The organism is Cupriavidus oxalaticus, from assembly GCF_016894385.1.
Taxonomy (GTDB): Bacteria; Pseudomonadota; Gammaproteobacteria; order Burkholderiales; family Burkholderiaceae; genus Cupriavidus; species Cupriavidus oxalaticus.
Genome location: NZ_CP069812.1, coordinates 2,554,306 through 2,569,703, shown reverse-complemented (window position 1 = coordinate 2,569,703; position 15,398 = coordinate 2,554,306). Strand labels below are relative to the sequence as shown.

General features: G+C 65.5%; 15 protein-coding genes and 4 tRNA genes. 11 read left to right on the top strand and 8 right to left on the bottom strand.

The features are described 5' to 3' along the window. The first annotated feature begins 1 nt into the window (after nt 1). Nucleotides 2-1,051 (top strand): beta-N-acetylhexosaminidase, encoded by a 1,050-nt coding sequence (gene nagZ / locus JTE92_RS24290; protein ID WP_063238284.1) that lies wholly within the window; start codon nt 2-4, stop codon nt 1,049-1,051. 89 nt (nt 1,052-1,140) lie between these two features. Here nagZ and efp read toward each other — a convergent pair whose 3' ends face one another. Continuing rightward, entirely contained in the window at nt 1,141-1,701 is a 561-nt protein-coding gene (gene efp / locus JTE92_RS24285; RefSeq protein ID WP_029046321.1) for an elongation factor P, read from the bottom strand. 216 nt (nt 1,702-1,917) lie between these two features. Continuing rightward, nucleotides 1,918-3,087: an elongation factor P maturation arginine rhamnosyltransferase EarP gene (gene earP / locus JTE92_RS24280; protein WP_063238283.1), complete on the bottom strand. Its 1,170-nt coding sequence runs from the start codon at nt 3,085-3,087 to the stop codon at nt 1,918-1,920. A 112-nt stretch (nt 3,088-3,199) separates the two neighbouring features. Here earP and uvrC point away from each other — a divergent pair, with 112 nt between their 5' ends. The 6 genes from uvrC to JTE92_RS24250 all read left to right on the top strand — a co-directional run bounded on the left by uvrC (nt 3,200) and on the right by JTE92_RS24250 (nt 8,159). Next, nucleotides 3,200-5,242 carry an excinuclease ABC subunit UvrC gene (uvrC, locus tag JTE92_RS24275; protein ID WP_063238282.1) on the top strand — a complete coding sequence of 681 codons (2,043 nt, stop codon included), beginning with the start codon at nt 3,200-3,202 and terminating at the stop codon, nt 5,240-5,242. A gap of 108 nt (nt 5,243-5,350) precedes the next feature. Continuing rightward, a complete protein-coding gene (pgsA, locus tag JTE92_RS24270) occupies nt 5,351-5,950 on the top strand; it encodes a CDP-diacylglycerol--glycerol-3-phosphate 3-phosphatidyltransferase (RefSeq protein ID WP_063238281.1) in 600 nt (199 codons plus the stop codon). A gap of 173 nt (nt 5,951-6,123) precedes the next feature. After that, nucleotides 6,124-6,199, top strand: a tRNA-Gly gene (locus tag JTE92_RS24265). A gap of 61 nt (nt 6,200-6,260) precedes the next feature. After that, nucleotides 6,261-6,336, top strand: a tRNA-Gly gene (locus tag JTE92_RS24260). A gap of 106 nt (nt 6,337-6,442) precedes the next feature. Then, nucleotides 6,443-6,516, top strand: a tRNA-Cys gene (locus JTE92_RS24255). A 413-nt stretch (nt 6,517-6,929) separates the two neighbouring features. Continuing rightward, the gene (locus JTE92_RS24250) at nt 6,930-8,159 is read left to right on the top strand and encodes a cation:proton antiporter domain-containing protein (protein WP_084254508.1); all 1,230 of its coding nucleotides are present in this window, start codon (nt 6,930-6,932) and stop codon (nt 8,157-8,159) included. Between the two features lie 52 nt (nt 8,160-8,211). On the opposite strand, the gene JTE92_RS24245 is transcribed toward JTE92_RS24250, so the two are convergent. Continuing rightward, nucleotides 8,212-9,141: a LysR family transcriptional regulator gene (locus JTE92_RS24245; protein WP_063238280.1), complete on the bottom strand. Its 930-nt coding sequence runs from the start codon at nt 9,139-9,141 to the stop codon at nt 8,212-8,214. A gap of 94 nt (nt 9,142-9,235) precedes the next feature. Here JTE92_RS24245 and JTE92_RS24240 point away from each other — a divergent pair, with 94 nt between their 5' ends. Beyond that, nucleotides 9,236-10,339, top strand: a complete 1,104-nt coding sequence (locus JTE92_RS24240; protein ID WP_063238279.1) for a YeiH family protein — start codon at nt 9,236-9,238, stop codon at nt 10,337-10,339. A gap of 84 nt (nt 10,340-10,423) precedes the next feature. Here the strand turns inward: JTE92_RS24240 and JTE92_RS24235 are convergent. Continuing rightward, nucleotides 10,424-10,510 (bottom strand) — tRNA-Leu (locus JTE92_RS24235). Between the two features lie 207 nt (nt 10,511-10,717). Between JTE92_RS24235 and JTE92_RS24230 the strand changes: the two genes are divergently transcribed. The 3 genes from JTE92_RS24230 (at nt 10,718) to JTE92_RS24220 (ending at nt 12,140) form a co-directional block, all read left to right on the top strand. Further along, complete coding sequence (locus tag JTE92_RS24230; protein WP_063238278.1) at nt 10,718-11,050, top strand: hypothetical protein; 333 nt, start codon at nt 10,718-10,720, stop codon at nt 11,048-11,050. Between the two features lie 279 nt (nt 11,051-11,329). After that, the gene (locus JTE92_RS24225; protein WP_063238277.1) at nt 11,330-11,587 is read left to right on the top strand and encodes a hypothetical protein; all 258 of its coding nucleotides are present in this window, start codon (nt 11,330-11,332) and stop codon (nt 11,585-11,587) included. A 145-nt stretch (nt 11,588-11,732) separates the two neighbouring features. Next, nucleotides 11,733-12,140, top strand: coding sequence for a heme-binding protein (locus tag JTE92_RS24220; RefSeq protein ID WP_063238276.1), 408 nt, complete (start codon nt 11,733-11,735; stop codon nt 12,138-12,140). Nucleotides 12,141-12,439: 299 nt separating this feature from the next. Here the strand turns inward: JTE92_RS24220 and JTE92_RS24215 are convergent, their stop codons facing one another. From JTE92_RS24215 to JTE92_RS24200, 4 genes are all read right to left on the bottom strand, one after another. After that, on the bottom strand, nt 12,440-12,781 hold the full coding sequence (locus JTE92_RS24215; RefSeq protein ID WP_063238351.1) for a hemin uptake protein HemP: 342 nt from the start codon (nt 12,779-12,781) through the stop codon (nt 12,440-12,442). 245 nt (nt 12,782-13,026) lie between these two features. Continuing rightward, entirely contained in the window at nt 13,027-13,440 is a 414-nt protein-coding gene (locus JTE92_RS24210; RefSeq protein ID WP_029046331.1) for an ExbD/TolR family protein, read from the bottom strand. Between the two features lie 21 nt (nt 13,441-13,461). Continuing rightward, nucleotides 13,462-14,190 carry a MotA/TolQ/ExbB proton channel family protein gene (locus JTE92_RS24205; RefSeq protein WP_063238275.1) on the bottom strand — a complete coding sequence of 243 codons (729 nt, stop codon included), beginning with the start codon at nt 14,188-14,190 and terminating at the stop codon, nt 13,462-13,464. 88 nt (nt 14,191-14,278) lie between these two features. Next, nucleotides 14,279-14,935 (bottom strand): energy transducer TonB, encoded by a 657-nt coding sequence (locus tag JTE92_RS24200; RefSeq protein WP_063238274.1) that lies wholly within the window; start codon nt 14,933-14,935, stop codon nt 14,279-14,281. Nucleotides 14,936-15,398 lie beyond the last annotated feature (463 nt).

The window sequence follows — 15,398 nt, the reverse complement described above, 5'->3', positions numbered from 1 at the left end:
CATGTCCAAGAAGAACTCCGGCAAGCGGCCGGGCCCGGTGGTCCTCGACGTCGTCGGCAAGCAGCTCGATACGGAAGATGCGCGCCGCATCGCGCATCCGCTGACCGGCGGCGTGATCCTGTTCGCGCGCAACTTCGAATCGCGCGCGCAGTTGCAGGCGCTGACGCGCGCGATCCGCGCGGTGCGCGACGACGTGCTGATCTGCATCGACCATGAAGGCGGCCGCGTGCAGCGCTGCAAGACCGATGGCTTTACCCATTTGCCGGCGATGCACCGGCTGGGCGAACTGTGGGACCGCGATGTCCTGGCGGCCACGCGCGCCGCGGTGGCATGCGGCTACGTGCTGGCGGCCGAGCTGCGTGCCTGCGACATCGATTTCAGCTTCACGCCGGTGCTGGACCTCGACTACGGGCGCAGCGCCGTGATCGGCGACCGCGCCTTCCACGCCGACCCGCGCGTGGTGACGATGCTGTCCGGCCACCTCAATCACGGCCTGCTGCTGGCCGGCATGAGCAACTGCGGCAAGCACTTCCCCGGCCACGGCTATGTCGAGGCCGACTCGCATGTGGCGATCCCCGTCGACGAGCGTACGCTGGACGAGATCCTCGAACAGGACGCGCGTCCGTACGAATGGCTGGGCCTGGGCCTGTCGTCGGTGATGCCCGCGCACGTGATCTATCCCAAGGTCGACCCGAATCCGGCCGGCTTCTCCCGCTACTGGCTGCAGGACGTGCTGCGCACGCAACTGGGCTTCGAAGGCGTGATTTTCAGCGACGACCTCAGCATGGAGGGCGCCAGCGTGGCCGGCAACGTGACCGAGGCCGCGCGCGCCGCGCTGGCGGCGGGCTGCGACATGGTGCTGATCTGCAACCACCCGGATCGTGCCGACCAACTGCTGACCGAACTCGACGTTGGCATCGACAAGGCCTCGCAGCGCCGCGTCCGCAAGCTCTTTCCGCGCCGCAAGCCGATGGACTGGAACAAGCTGCAGGGCGAAGGCGAATACCGCGCCGCGCTGCGCACGCTGCGCGAGTACGAGTTGATCGCCTGATCCGCGCGCGGACAAAAAAAGAAAAAGGCAGCCCAGGCTGCCTTTTTCTTTGCCGGTCCCGCTATACCAGCCGGGACCTTGCGCACGCCTTAGTTGGCGCGGCTGCGGTATTCGCCGGTACGGGTGTCGATTTCGATCTTGTCGCCGATGTTGCAGAACAGCGGCACCTGCAGCTCGAACCCGGTGTTGATCTTGGCACCCTTGAGCACCTTGCCCGACGAGGTGTCGCCCTTGACGGCCGGCTCGGTGTAGACGATTTCACGGACCAGCGTGGTCGGCATCTCGACCGAGATGGCCTTGTCGTTGTAGAACACGACTTCGACGTTCATGCCGTCTTCGAGGTAGTTCAGCGAGTCACCCATGCTGTCCTTCTCGACTTCGTACTGGTTGTAGTCGGTGTCCATGAACACGTACATCGGGTCGGCGAAGTACGAGTAGGTGCACTCGCGGCGCTCCAGCACCACGACTTCGAACTTGTCGTCTGCCTTGAACACCGACTCGCCCGGGGCGTCGGTCAGCAGGTTCTTGTACTTCATCTTGACCACGGCTGCGTTGCGGCCCGACTTGTTGTACTCGGCCTTCTGCACGACCATCGGATCGCCGCCGATCATGAACACGTTACCGACGCGGAGTTCCTGTGCGATTTTCATCTGAACTGTTTTCCTGAATAAGAAAGTAGGAATTTGGAATGGCGAAGGCGCGCTGCCGGCATTACCGCTGCGATAGGCCAGATGAACTCTGCCGAAAGCCGGTATCCACGCGCTCGCGACCCCGTGCTCAGCTTGCATTCAGGTCTTCATCCCACTGCGTTTGACGCATGGGAGAGGACCTGGTTCTCCGGCCCGGTCGCCATTTGGATCAACCGGTTATTTTACCTGATTTTCGCAAAACGCTACCAGGTTGGCGGCAAGATCTCCGGGATGCTGCAAGCGCCGCTCCCAGCGCGGCGCGATGGCGCCAAGTGCCGGCAGATGCGCTCGCAGGCGCGGCCAGTCGACGGGATTGCCGTAGCCGTTCCAGGCGTGCCAGAAATCGGTCAACGCCGCAGCTGCGTCGGGCGCCACGCCGCTTTGGCCGAACAGGGCGAGCCAGGCGTCGAGCTTGACCCGGTGTGCGGCATCGTCCTGGGGATAGATATGCCAGACCAGCGGCCGCGCTGCCCACTGCGCGCGGACAAACGAGTCCTCGCCCCGCACGAAGTTCAGGTCGCAGGCCCACAGCAGTTCGTCGAAGTGCTCCTGGCGCACGAACGGGATCATCTGCACGCACAGGCTGCCGCGCTCCACCGGGTCGCCGATCCGCAGCGGCACGCCCAGCCATTCGGCGGCCTGGTCGGCGGCCAGGCCCGCGGGCACCAGGCAATGGACCGGTTCGGCGGCATCGCGCCATTGCTCCAGCAGCGCGGGCAGGGCCGGGTTGCGGTAGGCAAACAGGCTCACCCGCAGCGCGCCGGGCCTGGGCGTCACGCTCAGCCGGTGCCACAAGGCCGCCTGGGCGGCCGTGCCGCCGAGGAAGGCGGCGCGCTGCGCGCCCAGCATCGATTCCCGCAGCAGGCCGCCGGTGCCGGGCTCGAAGCCGGGGAAGAAGAAATGCTTCACCAGCGGCAGCCGCGGGTGGGGCGAGGGCATCGCATGGTGCTCCCGCACCCATGGCTCGGCGCTCAGGTATTCCAGGTTGATCCAGGCGGGCTTGGGGTCACGTGCGGCCATGCGGGCCAGGAAGGCTTGCGGCACTTCGCAGGCGAAGGCTTCGATGACGGCATCGTGCGGCGTTAGCCCGGCGGTGTCATCCACGTCGCTATCATCCCCCGGGTCTGCCGGCCGCCACGGACGAATTTCAACCCCCGCCAGGCGCTGCACGATGGCGCCGCTATCGAGCTCCGGCGCCAGCCGTGCGAAGCTCGCCAGGTCATCGACCCATAGCCGCACCGCGTGCCCGTGCTCCTGCGCAAGCTGGCGGGCCAGACGCCAGCAGACGCCGATGTCGCCGAAATTGTCGATCACGGTGCAGAAGATGTCCCAGGAGCGGATAGGCATGGCGGGTAAAGGCGCGCGCGGGCGGGACGCGCGCTGAATTGCTCTAAACTTGCGATTTTAGAGGCCGCGCCACTTTGTTGCGCGCGGGTCGTGTAGCGGTCACCGTCCCCCAATGTCCGACCAGCAATCCGATTCACCGAAACCCGAGGCCGATGTGGCGGCCGAAGCGCCGGCCGAAGTTCCGGCCGAAGCGCCGGGCGAACTGCCGCCACAGCCCTTTGACCCCAAGCCGGTCATCTCGCGCCTGCCGGGCCTGCCCGGCGTGTACCGCTATTTCGATGCCGCCGGCAACGTGCTGTATGTCGGCAAGGCGCGCGACCTGAAGAAGCGGGTTTCCAGCTATTTCACCAAGACCCAGCTGTCGCCGCGCATCGCGATGATGGTGGCGCGCATCGTCCGCATCGAGACCACGGTGGTGCGCACCGAGGCCGAGGCGCTGCTGCTCGAGAACAACCTGATCAAGGCGCTGGCGCCGCGCTACAACATCCTGTTCCGCGACGACAAGTCGTATCCGTTCCTGAAGCTGACCGGGCACCGCTTTCCGCGCATGGCGTACTACCGCGGCGCCACCGACCGCAAGCACCAGTACTTCGGCCCGTTCCCGAGCGCCTATGCGGTGCGCGAGAGCATGCAGATCCTGCAGAAGGTGTTCCAGCTGCGCACCTGCGAGGACACCGTCTTCAACAACCGCACCCGGCCTTGCCTGCTGCACCAGATCCATCGCTGCACGGGCCCGTGCGTCAATGCCATCAGCGAAGAGGACTACGCGCGCGACGTTGCCAACGCGGCGCGCTTCCTCCAGGGCCGCCAGACCGAAGTGCTGGAAGGCCTGCAGGGCAAGATGGAACAGCATGCCGAGCGGCTCGAATTCGAGCAGGCCGCCGCGGTGCGCGACCAGATCGCGGCGCTGTCGACCGTGCTCAAGCGCCAGGCGGTGGAGGAAGTGGGCGGGCAGGCGCGCGATATCGACGTGCTGGCCGTGGCGGTGGAAGGCGGGCGCGCCTGCGTCAACCTGGCCATGGTGCGCGGCGGCCGCCATCTGGGCGACAAGGCCTATTTCCCGGCCCATGCCGACGAGGCCGCGATGATCGTCGAGGATGCCGACCAGCGCGACACGCTGGACGAAGCCGGCGCCGCCGAGGCCACGCTACCGCTCACCGTCGAGCGGATCGCCGCCCGGGTGTTGTCCGCCTTCATGGTGCAGCATTACCTGGAGCAAGCCGCGCCGCCCATCATCGTCGTCAGCCATGTGCCGGACGACGGCGCGGTGCTGGAGGCGCTGTCGCTGCACGCCGGCCGCAAGGTAGCGCTGGTGCGCCAGCCGCAGGGCCAGCGCAAGGTGTGGCTCGAGATGGCGCAGCAGGGCGCGGCGCTGGCGCTGTCGCGCCGGCTGGCCGAGCAGGGCAGCCAGGAGGGGCGTACGCGCGCGCTGGCGGAAACCATCGGACTGGACCTGGAAGACCTGGCGCTGCTGCGGGTGGAGTGCTTCGATATCAGCCATACCGCCGGCGAGGCGACGCAGGCGTCGTGCGTGGTGTACCACCACCATGACATGCAGAACAGCGAATACCGCCGCTACAACATCCAGGACATCATCCCCGGCGACGACTATGCCGCCATGCGCCAGGTGCTGACGCGGCGCTACCAGAAGCTGGTCGAGCAGATCCAGGAAGACGGCGGCGCGCAGGCGGGCAGCGAAGCCGCCGCGCTGCTGCCGCAGATCGTGCTGATCGACGGCGGCAAGGGCCAGGTCGAAGTGGCGCGCCAGGTGTTCGAGGAGCTGGGGCTGGATATCGGCCTGCTGGTCGGCGTGGCCAAGGGCGAAGGGCGCAAGGTCGGGCTGGAGACACTGGTGTTCGCCGATGGCCGGTCCTCGCTGGAACTGGGGCAGGGCAGCGCGGCGCTGATGCTGGTGGCGCAGATCCGCGACGAGGCCCACCGCTTCGCCATCACCGGCATGCGCGCGCGCCGGGCCAAGGCGCGCACGACCTCGCGGCTGGAAGAAATCGAAGGGGTGGGCGCGCGCCGGCGGCAGAAGCTGCTGACCCGTTTCGGCGGCCTGCGCGGCGTGATGGCCGCCAGCATCGACGAGCTGGCCAGCGTCGAGGGCATCTCGCGCGGGCTGGCCGAGGAGATCTACCGGCAGCTGCATTGACCCGCGGCAGTTGCTGGCGCGGGCAGGAAAATGACCAATGATGGTCGATTGGTCCCGAAATCGGCGACAATCGCGGGATTGGTCACGTTCCCCCGCCGCCCGAGCTCCATGCCTTTCAATATCCCGATCCTGCTGACCTGGCTTCGTGTCGCCATGATTCCCCTGGTGGTGGGCGTGTTCTACCTGCCCGACGCATGGCTTCCCATGCACACCAAGAACCTGACGGCGGCGGCGTTCTTTATCATCGCCGCGGTGACGGACTGGCTCGACGGCTTCCTGGCGCGGCGCTGGAATCAGACCTCGTCGTTCGGCGCATTTCTCGACCCCGTCGCCGACAAGCTGATGGTGACGGCCGCGTTGCTGTCGCTGCTGGCGCTGGACCGGGTCACCGACCTGATCGCGCTGGTCATCATCGGACGCGAGATCACGATCTCGGCGCTGCGCGAGTGGATGGCGCAGATCGGCGCGTCCAAGAGCGTGGCGGTGAATTTCCTCGGCAAGCTGAAGACCACCGTGCAGATGATCGCGATCCCGCTGCTGCTGTTCAGCGGCCAACTGTTCGGCTTCGACGCCTACTTGCTGGGCACGTGGATGATCTATCTGGCGGCGGTGCTGACGCTGTGGTCGATGATCTATTACATGAAGCTGGCCTGGCCGCAGATCCGCGAGCGCAGCAATGTCGTGGCGAGTGCCGGCGCCCGGAAGTGAAAAGAAATTCCAAAAAGGTGTTGACGCAGAGAGGAGCTTTTTGCATAATCTCATTCTCGTTGCTGACGATGCAAACGAAAGCAGCGAGATAAGGCGAGTTTGGCGCAAGATGTTGTGTGATAGCGGCAAATTGCGAAACAAAATGCCTTGAAAAGTTTTTGAAGCAGTACCCTGCGGGAGTAGCTCAGTTGGTAGAGCGCAACCTTGCCAAGGTTGAGGTCGCGAGTTCGAGACTCGTCTCCCGCTCCAGGTTATCGAAGGTTCGGCATCGTGCATGGCACCCTGCCGGGCTGGCAGCAAAAAGTTGTACGCGGGAGTAGCTCAGTTGGTAGAGCGCAACCTTGCCAAGGTTGAGGTCGCGAGTTCGAGACTCGTCTCCCGCTCCAATCCCCAAAGGGAAGCACCGCTTCCCTTTTTGTTTGGGTTGAATTGCTCTGCAGGCACGCCGGCAGCACTGGCTGAATGCAGCTACAATCCAGCATCACGTCACCTGGCGGGGTGGCAGAGTGGTTATGCAGCGGCCTGCAAAGCCGTGTACGCCGGTTCGATTCCGACCTCCGCCTCCAGTTGTAAAGCAAAAGCGGCGCCCAAAGGCGCCGCTTTTGCTTTACGCAATCCGCTACGCCATCGAATTAGGTTGCCGTTGCCAGGAATTGCCTCGCATTTCGGCGCTTTGAGCGCGTGGCGGGCATGTTACATTACTCCTGTCGTACGCTTTTCGGGGTGCGCCGCGTGATGGATCGCGGCGCAGCATGTCATACGCCATTCCCGATCCGTGGCGCGCCTCCAGCGTGTCCGGGGCCGCTGCGGCACTTCCCGTTCTTTCCCTGCTTGTCCCCGTTCCGAGGTTGCCGATCGTGCCGCACCGACCGCTGGTGCGCGCCGCAGGGTGGTCCGCGGCATCGTGGCGCGCGTGTGGGAGAGGCGGGTGGGATCCAGCCATCGCCGTCCAGCCCCTGACACGAGGAACCCCGCACGCATGCATCACGCCACCCCGCTCATCAGCACCATCGTCGGCGGTATCGTCCTGGCCTTCGTTCTTGGCGCCATCGCCAGCAAGCTGCGGCTGCCGCCGCTGATTGGCTACCTGTGCGCGGGGATCGTGGTAGGACCGCATACCCCGGGCTACACGGCCGACCAGGCGCTCGCGCCGGAACTGGCCGAGCTCGGCGTGATCCTGCTGATGTTCGGCGTCGGGCTGCATTTCTCGATCAAGGACCTGATGGCGGTGAAGCGCATCGCGATCCCCGGAGCAGTCGTGCAGATCGGTATCGCGACCTTTCTTGGCATGCTGGTGGCGTGGGGTTTCGGCTGGTCCTGGGGGCAGGGATTGGTTTACGGGCTGGCGCTGTCGGTGGCCAGTACCGTGGTGCTGCTCAAGGCGCTGCAGGAGCGCGACCTGGTGGAGTCGCCCCAGGGGCGGATCGCGGTAGGCTGGCTGATCGTCGAAGACCTGGCCATGGTGCTGGCGCTGGTGCTGTTGCCGGCGATGGCAGGACTCCTTGCCGGCGCTGCAGATACCGGCAGCGAAGGCGGTCCGAGTACCGGCGAAGTCCTGCTGGCGGTGTTCTCGACGCTGGGCAAGGTCGCCGCCTTTGTCGCGGTGATGCTGCTGATCGGGCGTCGCTTTATCCCGTGGATGCTCGAGCGCATCGTCTGGACCGGCAATCGCGAGATGTTCCGCCTGGGCGTGCTGGCGACTGCGCTGGGCGTGGCCTACGGCGCGTATTCATTGTTTGGCGTCTCCTTCGCACTGGGCGCATTCTTTGCCGGCATGGTGCTGGCCGAATCCGAATTCAGTCATCGCGCGGCCGAAGAGTCGTTGCCGTTGCGCGATGCCTTCTCGGTGCTGTTCTTCGTCTCGGTCGGCATGCTGTTCGATCCCATGGTGCTGGTCAACGACCCGTGGGGCGTGATGTCGACGCTGTTTATCATCGTGGTCGGCAAATCGCTGGCGGCGATGGGCATCGTGCGGGTGTTCGGGCACTCCGGGCAGACCGGCATGACGATTGCCGTCAGCCTCGCGCAGATCGGCGAGTTTTCCTTCATCCTGGCGAGCCTGGGCGTCTACCTGAACATCTTGCCCGAGCGCGGCCAGGCACTGATCCTGGCGGGCGCGTTGCTGTCGATCATGCTCAACCCCGTGCTGTTCCAGCTGCTCGACCTGTACACTGCGCGCAGCAAGCGCCGCGAGCCGCAGGCGGCCTAGCTGTCCGCCTGTTGGTCCGCGCCACGCATCATGCGCCCGGATGCGCCACGCATCATGCGCCGATACGCGGCGCCATGGTGCGCAGGTATTCGGTGAAGGCCAGCAGGCCTTGCGTCGGGAATTTGTCCTGGTGCACGACCAGCTGCAGCGGCCGCACGATGCGCGGCAAGCCTTCGCGGATCGCCACCAGCGTGCCTTGCGCGAGTTCGTCGCGCACCACGTGTAACGACAGGCAACTGACGCCGAAGCCGCTCATCACCGCGCGCTTGATCGCTTCGGCGTTGCCCAGTTCCAGGGCGAAGCGCAGTTCGCCCAGTAACGGTACCAGTCGTTCCTCGATCACCTCGCGCGTGCCCGAGCCCGGTTCGCGCACGATCCACTCGGCATCGCGCAATGCCACCAGGTCGTCCGGCGCGAGCGCCAGCGCATGCGACGGGCCGACCACCACCACCATCTCGTCATCGCACCAGTGCATGCTGCGCAGGTCGCGTTCGTGGCTGGCGCCTTCCACCAGGCCGATGTCGGCTTCGAACTGCAGCAGCGATTGCAGCACTTCGCGGGTGTTGCCGATGCGCAGGTCCAGCGTGCAGGGTCCGCTGCGCGAATGACGGAAACCCGCCAGCAGCGGCGGCAGGATATAGCTGCCGATGGTGTTGCTGGCCGCGATGCGCAGCTGCACGCCGGTCTGCGTGGCAAAGCGCTCCAGCTCGTGCGCCTGGTCCAGCAGCGCCAGCGCGCGCGGGAAGAACTGGCGGCCGGTCTCGTTGATGCTGAGGCGGCGTGCGATGCGATCGAACAGCGGGCTGTCCAGCGCACGTTCCAGTTCTGCCAGCGAAGCGCTGACGGCCGACTGCGACATCGCCAGCGCGTGCGCGGCTGCCATGGTGCTGCCATGCTGGGCGACGGCGACGAAGACAGACAGCTGGCGCAACGTGAGGCGCAGGGGGCGCTGCTCGGGGCGGTGTTCTGGACGGTATTCCATATCGAAAGAATAGATAACGCATAGCGATATTACCCGTTTTACGGGTTAAGGGCGGGCCAGTACGCTGGAGTCACTACAGAACAAGTGAACTGCCATGTCTTCCGCCACCTCCAGCAATGCCCCCCGCACCGCTGCCGCCACGCCGGCAGCGGTTTCCCCGCCCTGGTCCCAGCGCCTGCTGACGCTTGTGCCGCTGGGCGGCATTGCCTGGCTGGCACTGGCGCTGGCCGAGCATCCGGCGATCGCCCGCTATGGCCTGAGCGCACTGACGCTTGCCATGTGCGCAGGCATGGTCGCTGCCAATACGCTGCCGAAACACTGGCTGGCGCCGCTGGCACCCGGGATGCAGGTGGCACGCCATTACCTGCTGCGGCTGGGCGTGGCACTGTACGGGCTGCGGCTGACGTTTGCGTCCATCGTCGCACTGGGCCTGCCGGGCATCGTCGTGCCGCTGACGATGCTGGTCGCCACGCTGCTGTTCGGTACCTGGGTCGGCACGACCTTCTTCGGGCTGAGCCGCCGCGAAGCGATCCTGGTCAGTTCCGGCAGCGCCATCTGCGGCGCGGCCGCGGCCATCGCGGTGTCGTCGGTGGTGCGCACCGACGACCGCCAGACCGCGGTGGCGGTCGCCACGGTGGTGCTGTTCGGCACGGTCGGCATGCTGCTCTATCCTTACCTGTTCGAACTGGCCAACGGCCATTGGCACTGGGCGGTCAGCGAGCGCATGTTCGGCATCTTCACCGGCGCGACGCTGCATGAGGTGGCACAGGTGATCGCCGCGGGCAAGATGATCAGCGAGCCGACCGCCGATGCCGCGGTGGTGGCCAAGATGGTGCGCGTGCTGGCGCTGGGGCCGCTGCTGCTGGTGATGGCGCTGTGGCCGCAAGGCAAGGCCGAGGCAGGCCAGGCGCCCGCCGGCAAGGGCCGCTTTGCCGGGATCCTGAAGTCGGTGCCGTGGTTTGCGGTGGGCTTTGTCGCGGTGATGGCGCTCAACTCGGCCGGCACGGTGCCTGCCGCGTTGAAGGCCCCGCTGATCGCGCTGGACAACTGGCTGTTGGCCTGTGCGATGCTGGCGATCGGACTGCATACCCGCATCGGCGACCTGGTGCGCGCCGGACGCAAGCCGCTGGCACTGGCCGGGGTGCTGTTTGTATTCCTGATGGGGGTTGGCGCGCTGATGTGCTACGTGATGGCGTAAAGCACGGCGCAGCGCGAAGGTTCTGAAGAGGGGGCGAGAGCCTCCTCTTTTGTATTTGGTGCAAGGTTGCCGCTGCGGTGGCCCTGGTGCGGCCGACGGGACTCGAACCCGTAAGCCTGGAAAGGCGGCAGATTTTAAGTCTGCTGAGTCTACCAATTTCTCCACGGCCGCACGGCAAGCCCGGTATTGTGGTGGCTTCGCAATCCGGATGCAAGCGCGCCGCAGGCTTAAATTCGCTTCGCCAGGCAGATGGCGAAGCGGAAGGAAAAAGTGACGCACTGTTACGGCTGGTAACAATGTCGTGCCTTCGGTTGCACCTGGAAAATTCCGACCCTCTACAATACCGGGTGAGAGAAGGCTCAACTTTGAGAGGCGGATATGAAACGTTGGTGGCTCGCAGCATTTGGTGTCGCAGCCGGGCTGGCATCCGGGGCCGCGATGGCCCATGTGAGCGTCGGCGTCGCGATCGGCGTTCCGGGCGTCGTGATTGGCGCACCGGCCTACTATCCGCCCGCTCCGGCCTACTACGCGCCCCCGCCGGTGGTGGTGGCCCCGGCGCCGGTCTACTACGGCCCGCCGGCCGTGGTGGTGCGTCCGCGCCCGGTCTACTATGGCCCGCGCTACTATGGCCCGCCGCGTTACCATGGCCATCACCACGGCTACTATGGTCCGCCGGGCTATCGCGGTCATGGCCGCTGGCGCCACGACTGACCGGCAAGCGCCGAAACGCTGTGAAAGACAGGGCCCCGCGGGGCCCTTTCCTTTTGCGGTGGCGTATCACGACACCAGCCGTGGGCGACGGTTCCCGGAACGACTCCCTACCTTGATTCGGGTCAAAATATTTGAACGGACTGCTCAAAGCATCACGTCTAGCGTCATAAGGGTTTTCCCTAAACTACAGGCATGACATCGCGATGACACACGGGGGTTTTTGTTTCCGGAGTTGCCCGCCGCGGTGCCCATACCGACCAGAATTGCAAGGGGAACCTCATGAAGCTCAAACAATCGATTGCCGCCGCCTCCGTACTGGCCGCGCTGTGCGCCGTGTCCACCGCCTCGTTTGCCGCGACCGGCAAGCCGGATCCGTACCTGGACGGCGCTCGCATGGGCAAGGCCGATCCGTTCACCGATGGCGCCCGCGTCGGCAAGACCGACCCGTACACCGACGGCGCGCGCATCGGCAAGCCTGACCCTTACACCGACGGTGCCCGTATCGCCAGGCCGGATCCGTACACCGACGGCGCCTGATCGCCGCAGTGTCTGCATGATGAATGGCCCGCCTGATGCGGGCCATTTTCGTTGGGTGCGCCGCTTGCTGTGTGGCGCGATGACGATGGCGTGGGGTGCGGGGTATACTTCGATCTCCAACCAAATGAATGACCAGGAGAGTGGCATGCAGCAAAAGACGGTTCTGACGGCAGACGATGTGAAGAAGATCATGGCCGCGGCGGAAACCGAAGCGAAGAACCATCACTGGGCCGTGTCCATCGTCGTGGTCGATGACGGCGGCCATATGCTGGCCATGCAGCGCCTGGATGGCGCTGCGCCGATCTCGGCCCAAATCGCCGCGGAGAAGGCCCGTACGTCCGCCCTGGGCCGTCGTGAATCGAAGATCTACGAAGACATGATCAACAACGGCCGCTATTCGTTCATGACCGCGCCGGTGCTGCAGGGCATGCTGGAGGGCGGCGTGCCCATCGTTGCCAACGAGCAGGTGGTCGGTGCCGTCGGCGTGTCGGGCGTGAAGTCGACCGAAGACGCGCAGGTTGCCCGCGCCGGCATCGCCGCTCTGGGCCTGTAATAACAGGATGCCGTTGCGCGGCGCCAAGCCGCGCATGAAAAAGCCCCGCAGGCCTGGCCTGCGGGGCGGAATAAAAGAGGGCATGGCTGGGTGCGGCTCCGGGGGAGCCCGATACGGCGAGGAGTCTGGCATTCCCGCCGCGGCGCCGGCACCTGGCTACTGCCCAACACCTCGTTCCGAGGTGGTCCCCACAAAAGTCTTTGCTGCCACTTGCGTGGCACCCGCGGCAGCCGCGGGTCCTGAAACGTTCTCAAACTGTTCCCTTCGGCTTCAGCGCATAGCCTTGCCGCCGGGATGCGTCACTTGGTCAGGATCAGCTTCCCGTAGCGCGTCACGCGCAGCGTGTAGACCTCGCCGTTATGCAGGATCGGCAGCGTGCTGTTGCCGCGCATGATCGCGTCCAGTGCGACCGGCTCGCCAGCGGGTGCCGACGACAGGCTGTCGCGCACCAACGCTTCCAGGCGGGCGGGCAGGGCGGCCACGGCCGATTTCATCGATGCAATCGTCGACGGGGCTGTCTTTGCGGCTTCCTTCGCGGCTGCCGTCTCGCGGTGCGACTGGGCCACCTCGACACGGCGCAGTGACAGGCGGCGGCGGGTGACTTCACGCGGTTGCGACAGCGGCAGGGAAAGTGTGCTCATCATCTGGCTCCGGGTCTGCCTGGCGCTCGGGGCGCGCAGGGGAAAGGCATCAGGGGCGCGCCACCGATGGCGCAGTCGATGGAAGAATATTAAATGAGAATTGTTATCATTACAATAGTCTGAACCAAAGATTCGACCCACAGCGGTCCGGACCAGCGATCAGCATTGGCAAGCAACCGGTAAACGAAAAAAGGCATCCCGCGGGATGCCCTTCCTGTTGCGCACAGCGCCTGCCGGCGCGTGTCCTACTGCTTGGGTTCGGTGATAAAGCCGATCTTGCCCAGGCCGCCGTGCTGCGCAGCGGCCATGACCTCGGCCACGCGCTCATAGCGCACGTCGCGGTCGGCGCGCAGATGCAGCTCAGGCTGCGGCTGCTGCTGCGCGGCCAGCGAAATATTGCTTTCCAGCGTGGCCTGGTCCACTTCCACCTGGTTCCAGAACACCTTGCCGCTGGCGTCGATCGAGACGTTGATGTTCTGCGGCTTGGGGTCGTTCGGGGAGTTGGTGGCGCGCGGCAGGTCGATCTTCACCGCGTGGTTGATCACGGGGATGGTGATGATGAAGATGATCAGCAGCACCAGCATGACGTCGACCAGCGGCGTCATGTTGATCTCGCTCATCACCTCGTCGTCGTCACCGTCGAGAGTACCGAATGCCATGATGACTTCCTTGCTTGCGGATTAGCGCTGGGCCGCGGCCAGGCGCACGGTGCTGTCGTCAGCGCGCGCACCGGTGGGGCGCACGCGGGCGCCGGTCACGAAGTAGGCGTGCAGGTCGTGGGCGAAGCGGTTGAGCTTGGAGATCACCGCCTTGTTGCCACGTGTCAGTGCGTTATAGCCCAGCACCGCGGGGATTGCCACGGCCAGGCCGAAGGCGGTCATGATCAGGGCCTCGCCCACCGGGCCGGCGACCTTGTCGATGGTCGGCACGCCCGAGGCGCCGATGCCGATCAGCGCGTGGTAGATGCCCCACACGGTGCCGAACAGGCCGACGAACGGCGCGGTCGAGCCGACCGAAGCCAGCACAGCCAGGCCCGACTGCATGCGCGCCACGGCCTCGTCGATCGAGCTCTTGAGCGAGCGGGTCAGCCAGTCGGAGATGTCCATCACATCGTGCAGCTGCGGCTGGCTGGCGCGGTGGTGCTGGGCGGCTTCCTTGCCGGCGATGGCCAGCGTGCGGAACGGGTTGGCATCATTGGCGCCCAGGGTTTCCAGCGCATGGTCGAAGTCGTCCGAGTGCCAGAAGCGCTTTTCGGCGCCTTGCGCCATCTTCTTCAGGCGCACCAGATCCCAGGCCTTGGTGAAGATCACGATCCAAGAGGCGAGCGACATGATCAGCAGAATGATGGCGGTCGCACGCATGACGAAGTCGCCTTGCGTCCAGAGGTGGGAGAGTCCGAGGTCCTGCATGGGTGGGTTCCTGGTGAGTTCGCTTGGTTTAGGTCAGATCGGATGATCGGAAATCGGGTAGCCGGGATGGTGCGCAGCGGATCGGCGATCAGTTCAGTTCGAAGCCGATCGGCTGCTGCGCCGTGACGGCGACGGCGCGGCCGCTGTCCATGTAAGGCTTGCAGCGCATGGCCTGCACGGCTTCCACCGCGGCCTGGTCCAGGCGCGACGAGCCGCTCGATGACACCACGGAGGTCTTGATGACCTTGCCGCTTTCATCGGTGGTCAGGCGCACCACGGTCTTGCCGGTCTCGCCCATGCGGCGCGATTGAGAAGGATACTTCGGTTGCGGCGGCGTGCACTGGATTTCGCCGATGCCAACCGCGCGCGGCGCGGCGGAAACCGGTGCCGGTGCGGGTTCAGCCGGCGCGGGCGGAGCCGGCGGTGCGGACGGCGCTTCCGGCGCGTTCGGCGTCGGCGGCAGGTCGGCTACCGGTTGCGGCGTGGGCTTGGGCTGCGGCGGCGTCGGCCTGGGCGGGGCCACCTTGACCTGCTTCGGCGGCGTTTCCTGCTTGGGCTTGGGTTTGGGTGGCTCGGGCGGGGCCTCTTGCCTGGGCGGTTCGAGCGGGATGATGCGCGCGATGATCTCGGGAGCGATCACCGCCTCGGTCAGCTTGCGGGCCAGGCCGCTCTGGATCAGGTAGAGCAGGCCGGCATGGAACAGCAGGACGGCGAGCGTAATCTTGAAGAAGCGTTGGTCGAACATGTGTCAACAACAAAAGTCTGCCGGCAGGCGCAATGTGGCCTGGCTCGGAACAAGCAGCAGCAACCGTGCGCCGTCACTTGCGGTAGAACAGGATCAGCGAGATGCCGCAACCGACCAGCAGGCTAAGCAGCAATTCCATGATAAACGCTCCTTCAACTGGGTTGCCGTGGGAGCGCCACTCTGGGGCAGCGTGTCAGCTGGCTAGTATAAACGATAATGATTCTTATTTGTTGTGATTTGTGCGCCGCAGCTGGAATTTTCTGTCGCGGCAAGTTATACCGCCAGATCAGGCTGCATGGTGGAGCGGTTGGCGCTATCTTGCGCGGGTTTGCGCGCCCGCATGGATCCACAGGCTTCGGTGGCCCAGGCCACGGTCGCTGGCGACCGGTTCGCTCGCGCATGCGCGGAGGGCGGCAAAGCGCGCTAGCATAGGAAGAAACTGCAGACGAGGCGGTGCGCCGGT

Coding starts and splice junctions, on each gene's coding strand:
- nagZ (WP_063238284.1), top strand. CDS start 2: ATGTCCAAGAAGAACTCCGGCAAGCGGCCGGGCCCGGTGGTCCTCGAC.
- efp (WP_029046321.1), bottom strand. CDS start 1,701: ATGAAAATCGCACAGGAACTCCGCGTCGGTAACGTGTTCATGATCGGC.
- earP (WP_063238283.1), bottom strand. CDS start 3,087: ATGCCTATCCGCTCCTGGGACATCTTCTGCACCGTGATCGACAATTTC.
- uvrC (WP_063238282.1), top strand. CDS start 3,200: ATGTCCGACCAGCAATCCGATTCACCGAAACCCGAGGCCGATGTGGCG.
- pgsA (WP_063238281.1), top strand. CDS start 5,351: ATGCCTTTCAATATCCCGATCCTGCTGACCTGGCTTCGTGTCGCCATG.
- JTE92_RS24250 (WP_084254508.1), top strand. CDS start 6,930: ATGCATCACGCCACCCCGCTCATCAGCACCATCGTCGGCGGTATCGTC.
- JTE92_RS24245 (WP_063238280.1), bottom strand. CDS start 9,141: ATGGAATACCGTCCAGAACACCGCCCCGAGCAGCGCCCCCTGCGCCTC.
- JTE92_RS24240 (WP_063238279.1), top strand. CDS start 9,236: ATGTCTTCCGCCACCTCCAGCAATGCCCCCCGCACCGCTGCCGCCACG.
- JTE92_RS24230 (WP_063238278.1), top strand. CDS start 10,718: ATGAAACGTTGGTGGCTCGCAGCATTTGGTGTCGCAGCCGGGCTGGCA.
- JTE92_RS24225 (WP_063238277.1), top strand. CDS start 11,330: ATGAAGCTCAAACAATCGATTGCCGCCGCCTCCGTACTGGCCGCGCTG.
- JTE92_RS24220 (WP_063238276.1), top strand. CDS start 11,733: ATGCAGCAAAAGACGGTTCTGACGGCAGACGATGTGAAGAAGATCATG.
- JTE92_RS24215 (WP_063238351.1), bottom strand. CDS start 12,781: ATGAGCACACTTTCCCTGCCGCTGTCGCAACCGCGTGAAGTCACCCGC.
- JTE92_RS24210 (WP_029046331.1), bottom strand. CDS start 13,440: ATGGCATTCGGTACTCTCGACGGTGACGACGACGAGGTGATGAGCGAG.
- JTE92_RS24205 (WP_063238275.1), bottom strand. CDS start 14,190: ATGCAGGACCTCGGACTCTCCCACCTCTGGACGCAAGGCGACTTCGTC.
- JTE92_RS24200 (WP_063238274.1), bottom strand. CDS start 14,935: ATGTTCGACCAACGCTTCTTCAAGATTACGCTCGCCGTCCTGCTGTTC.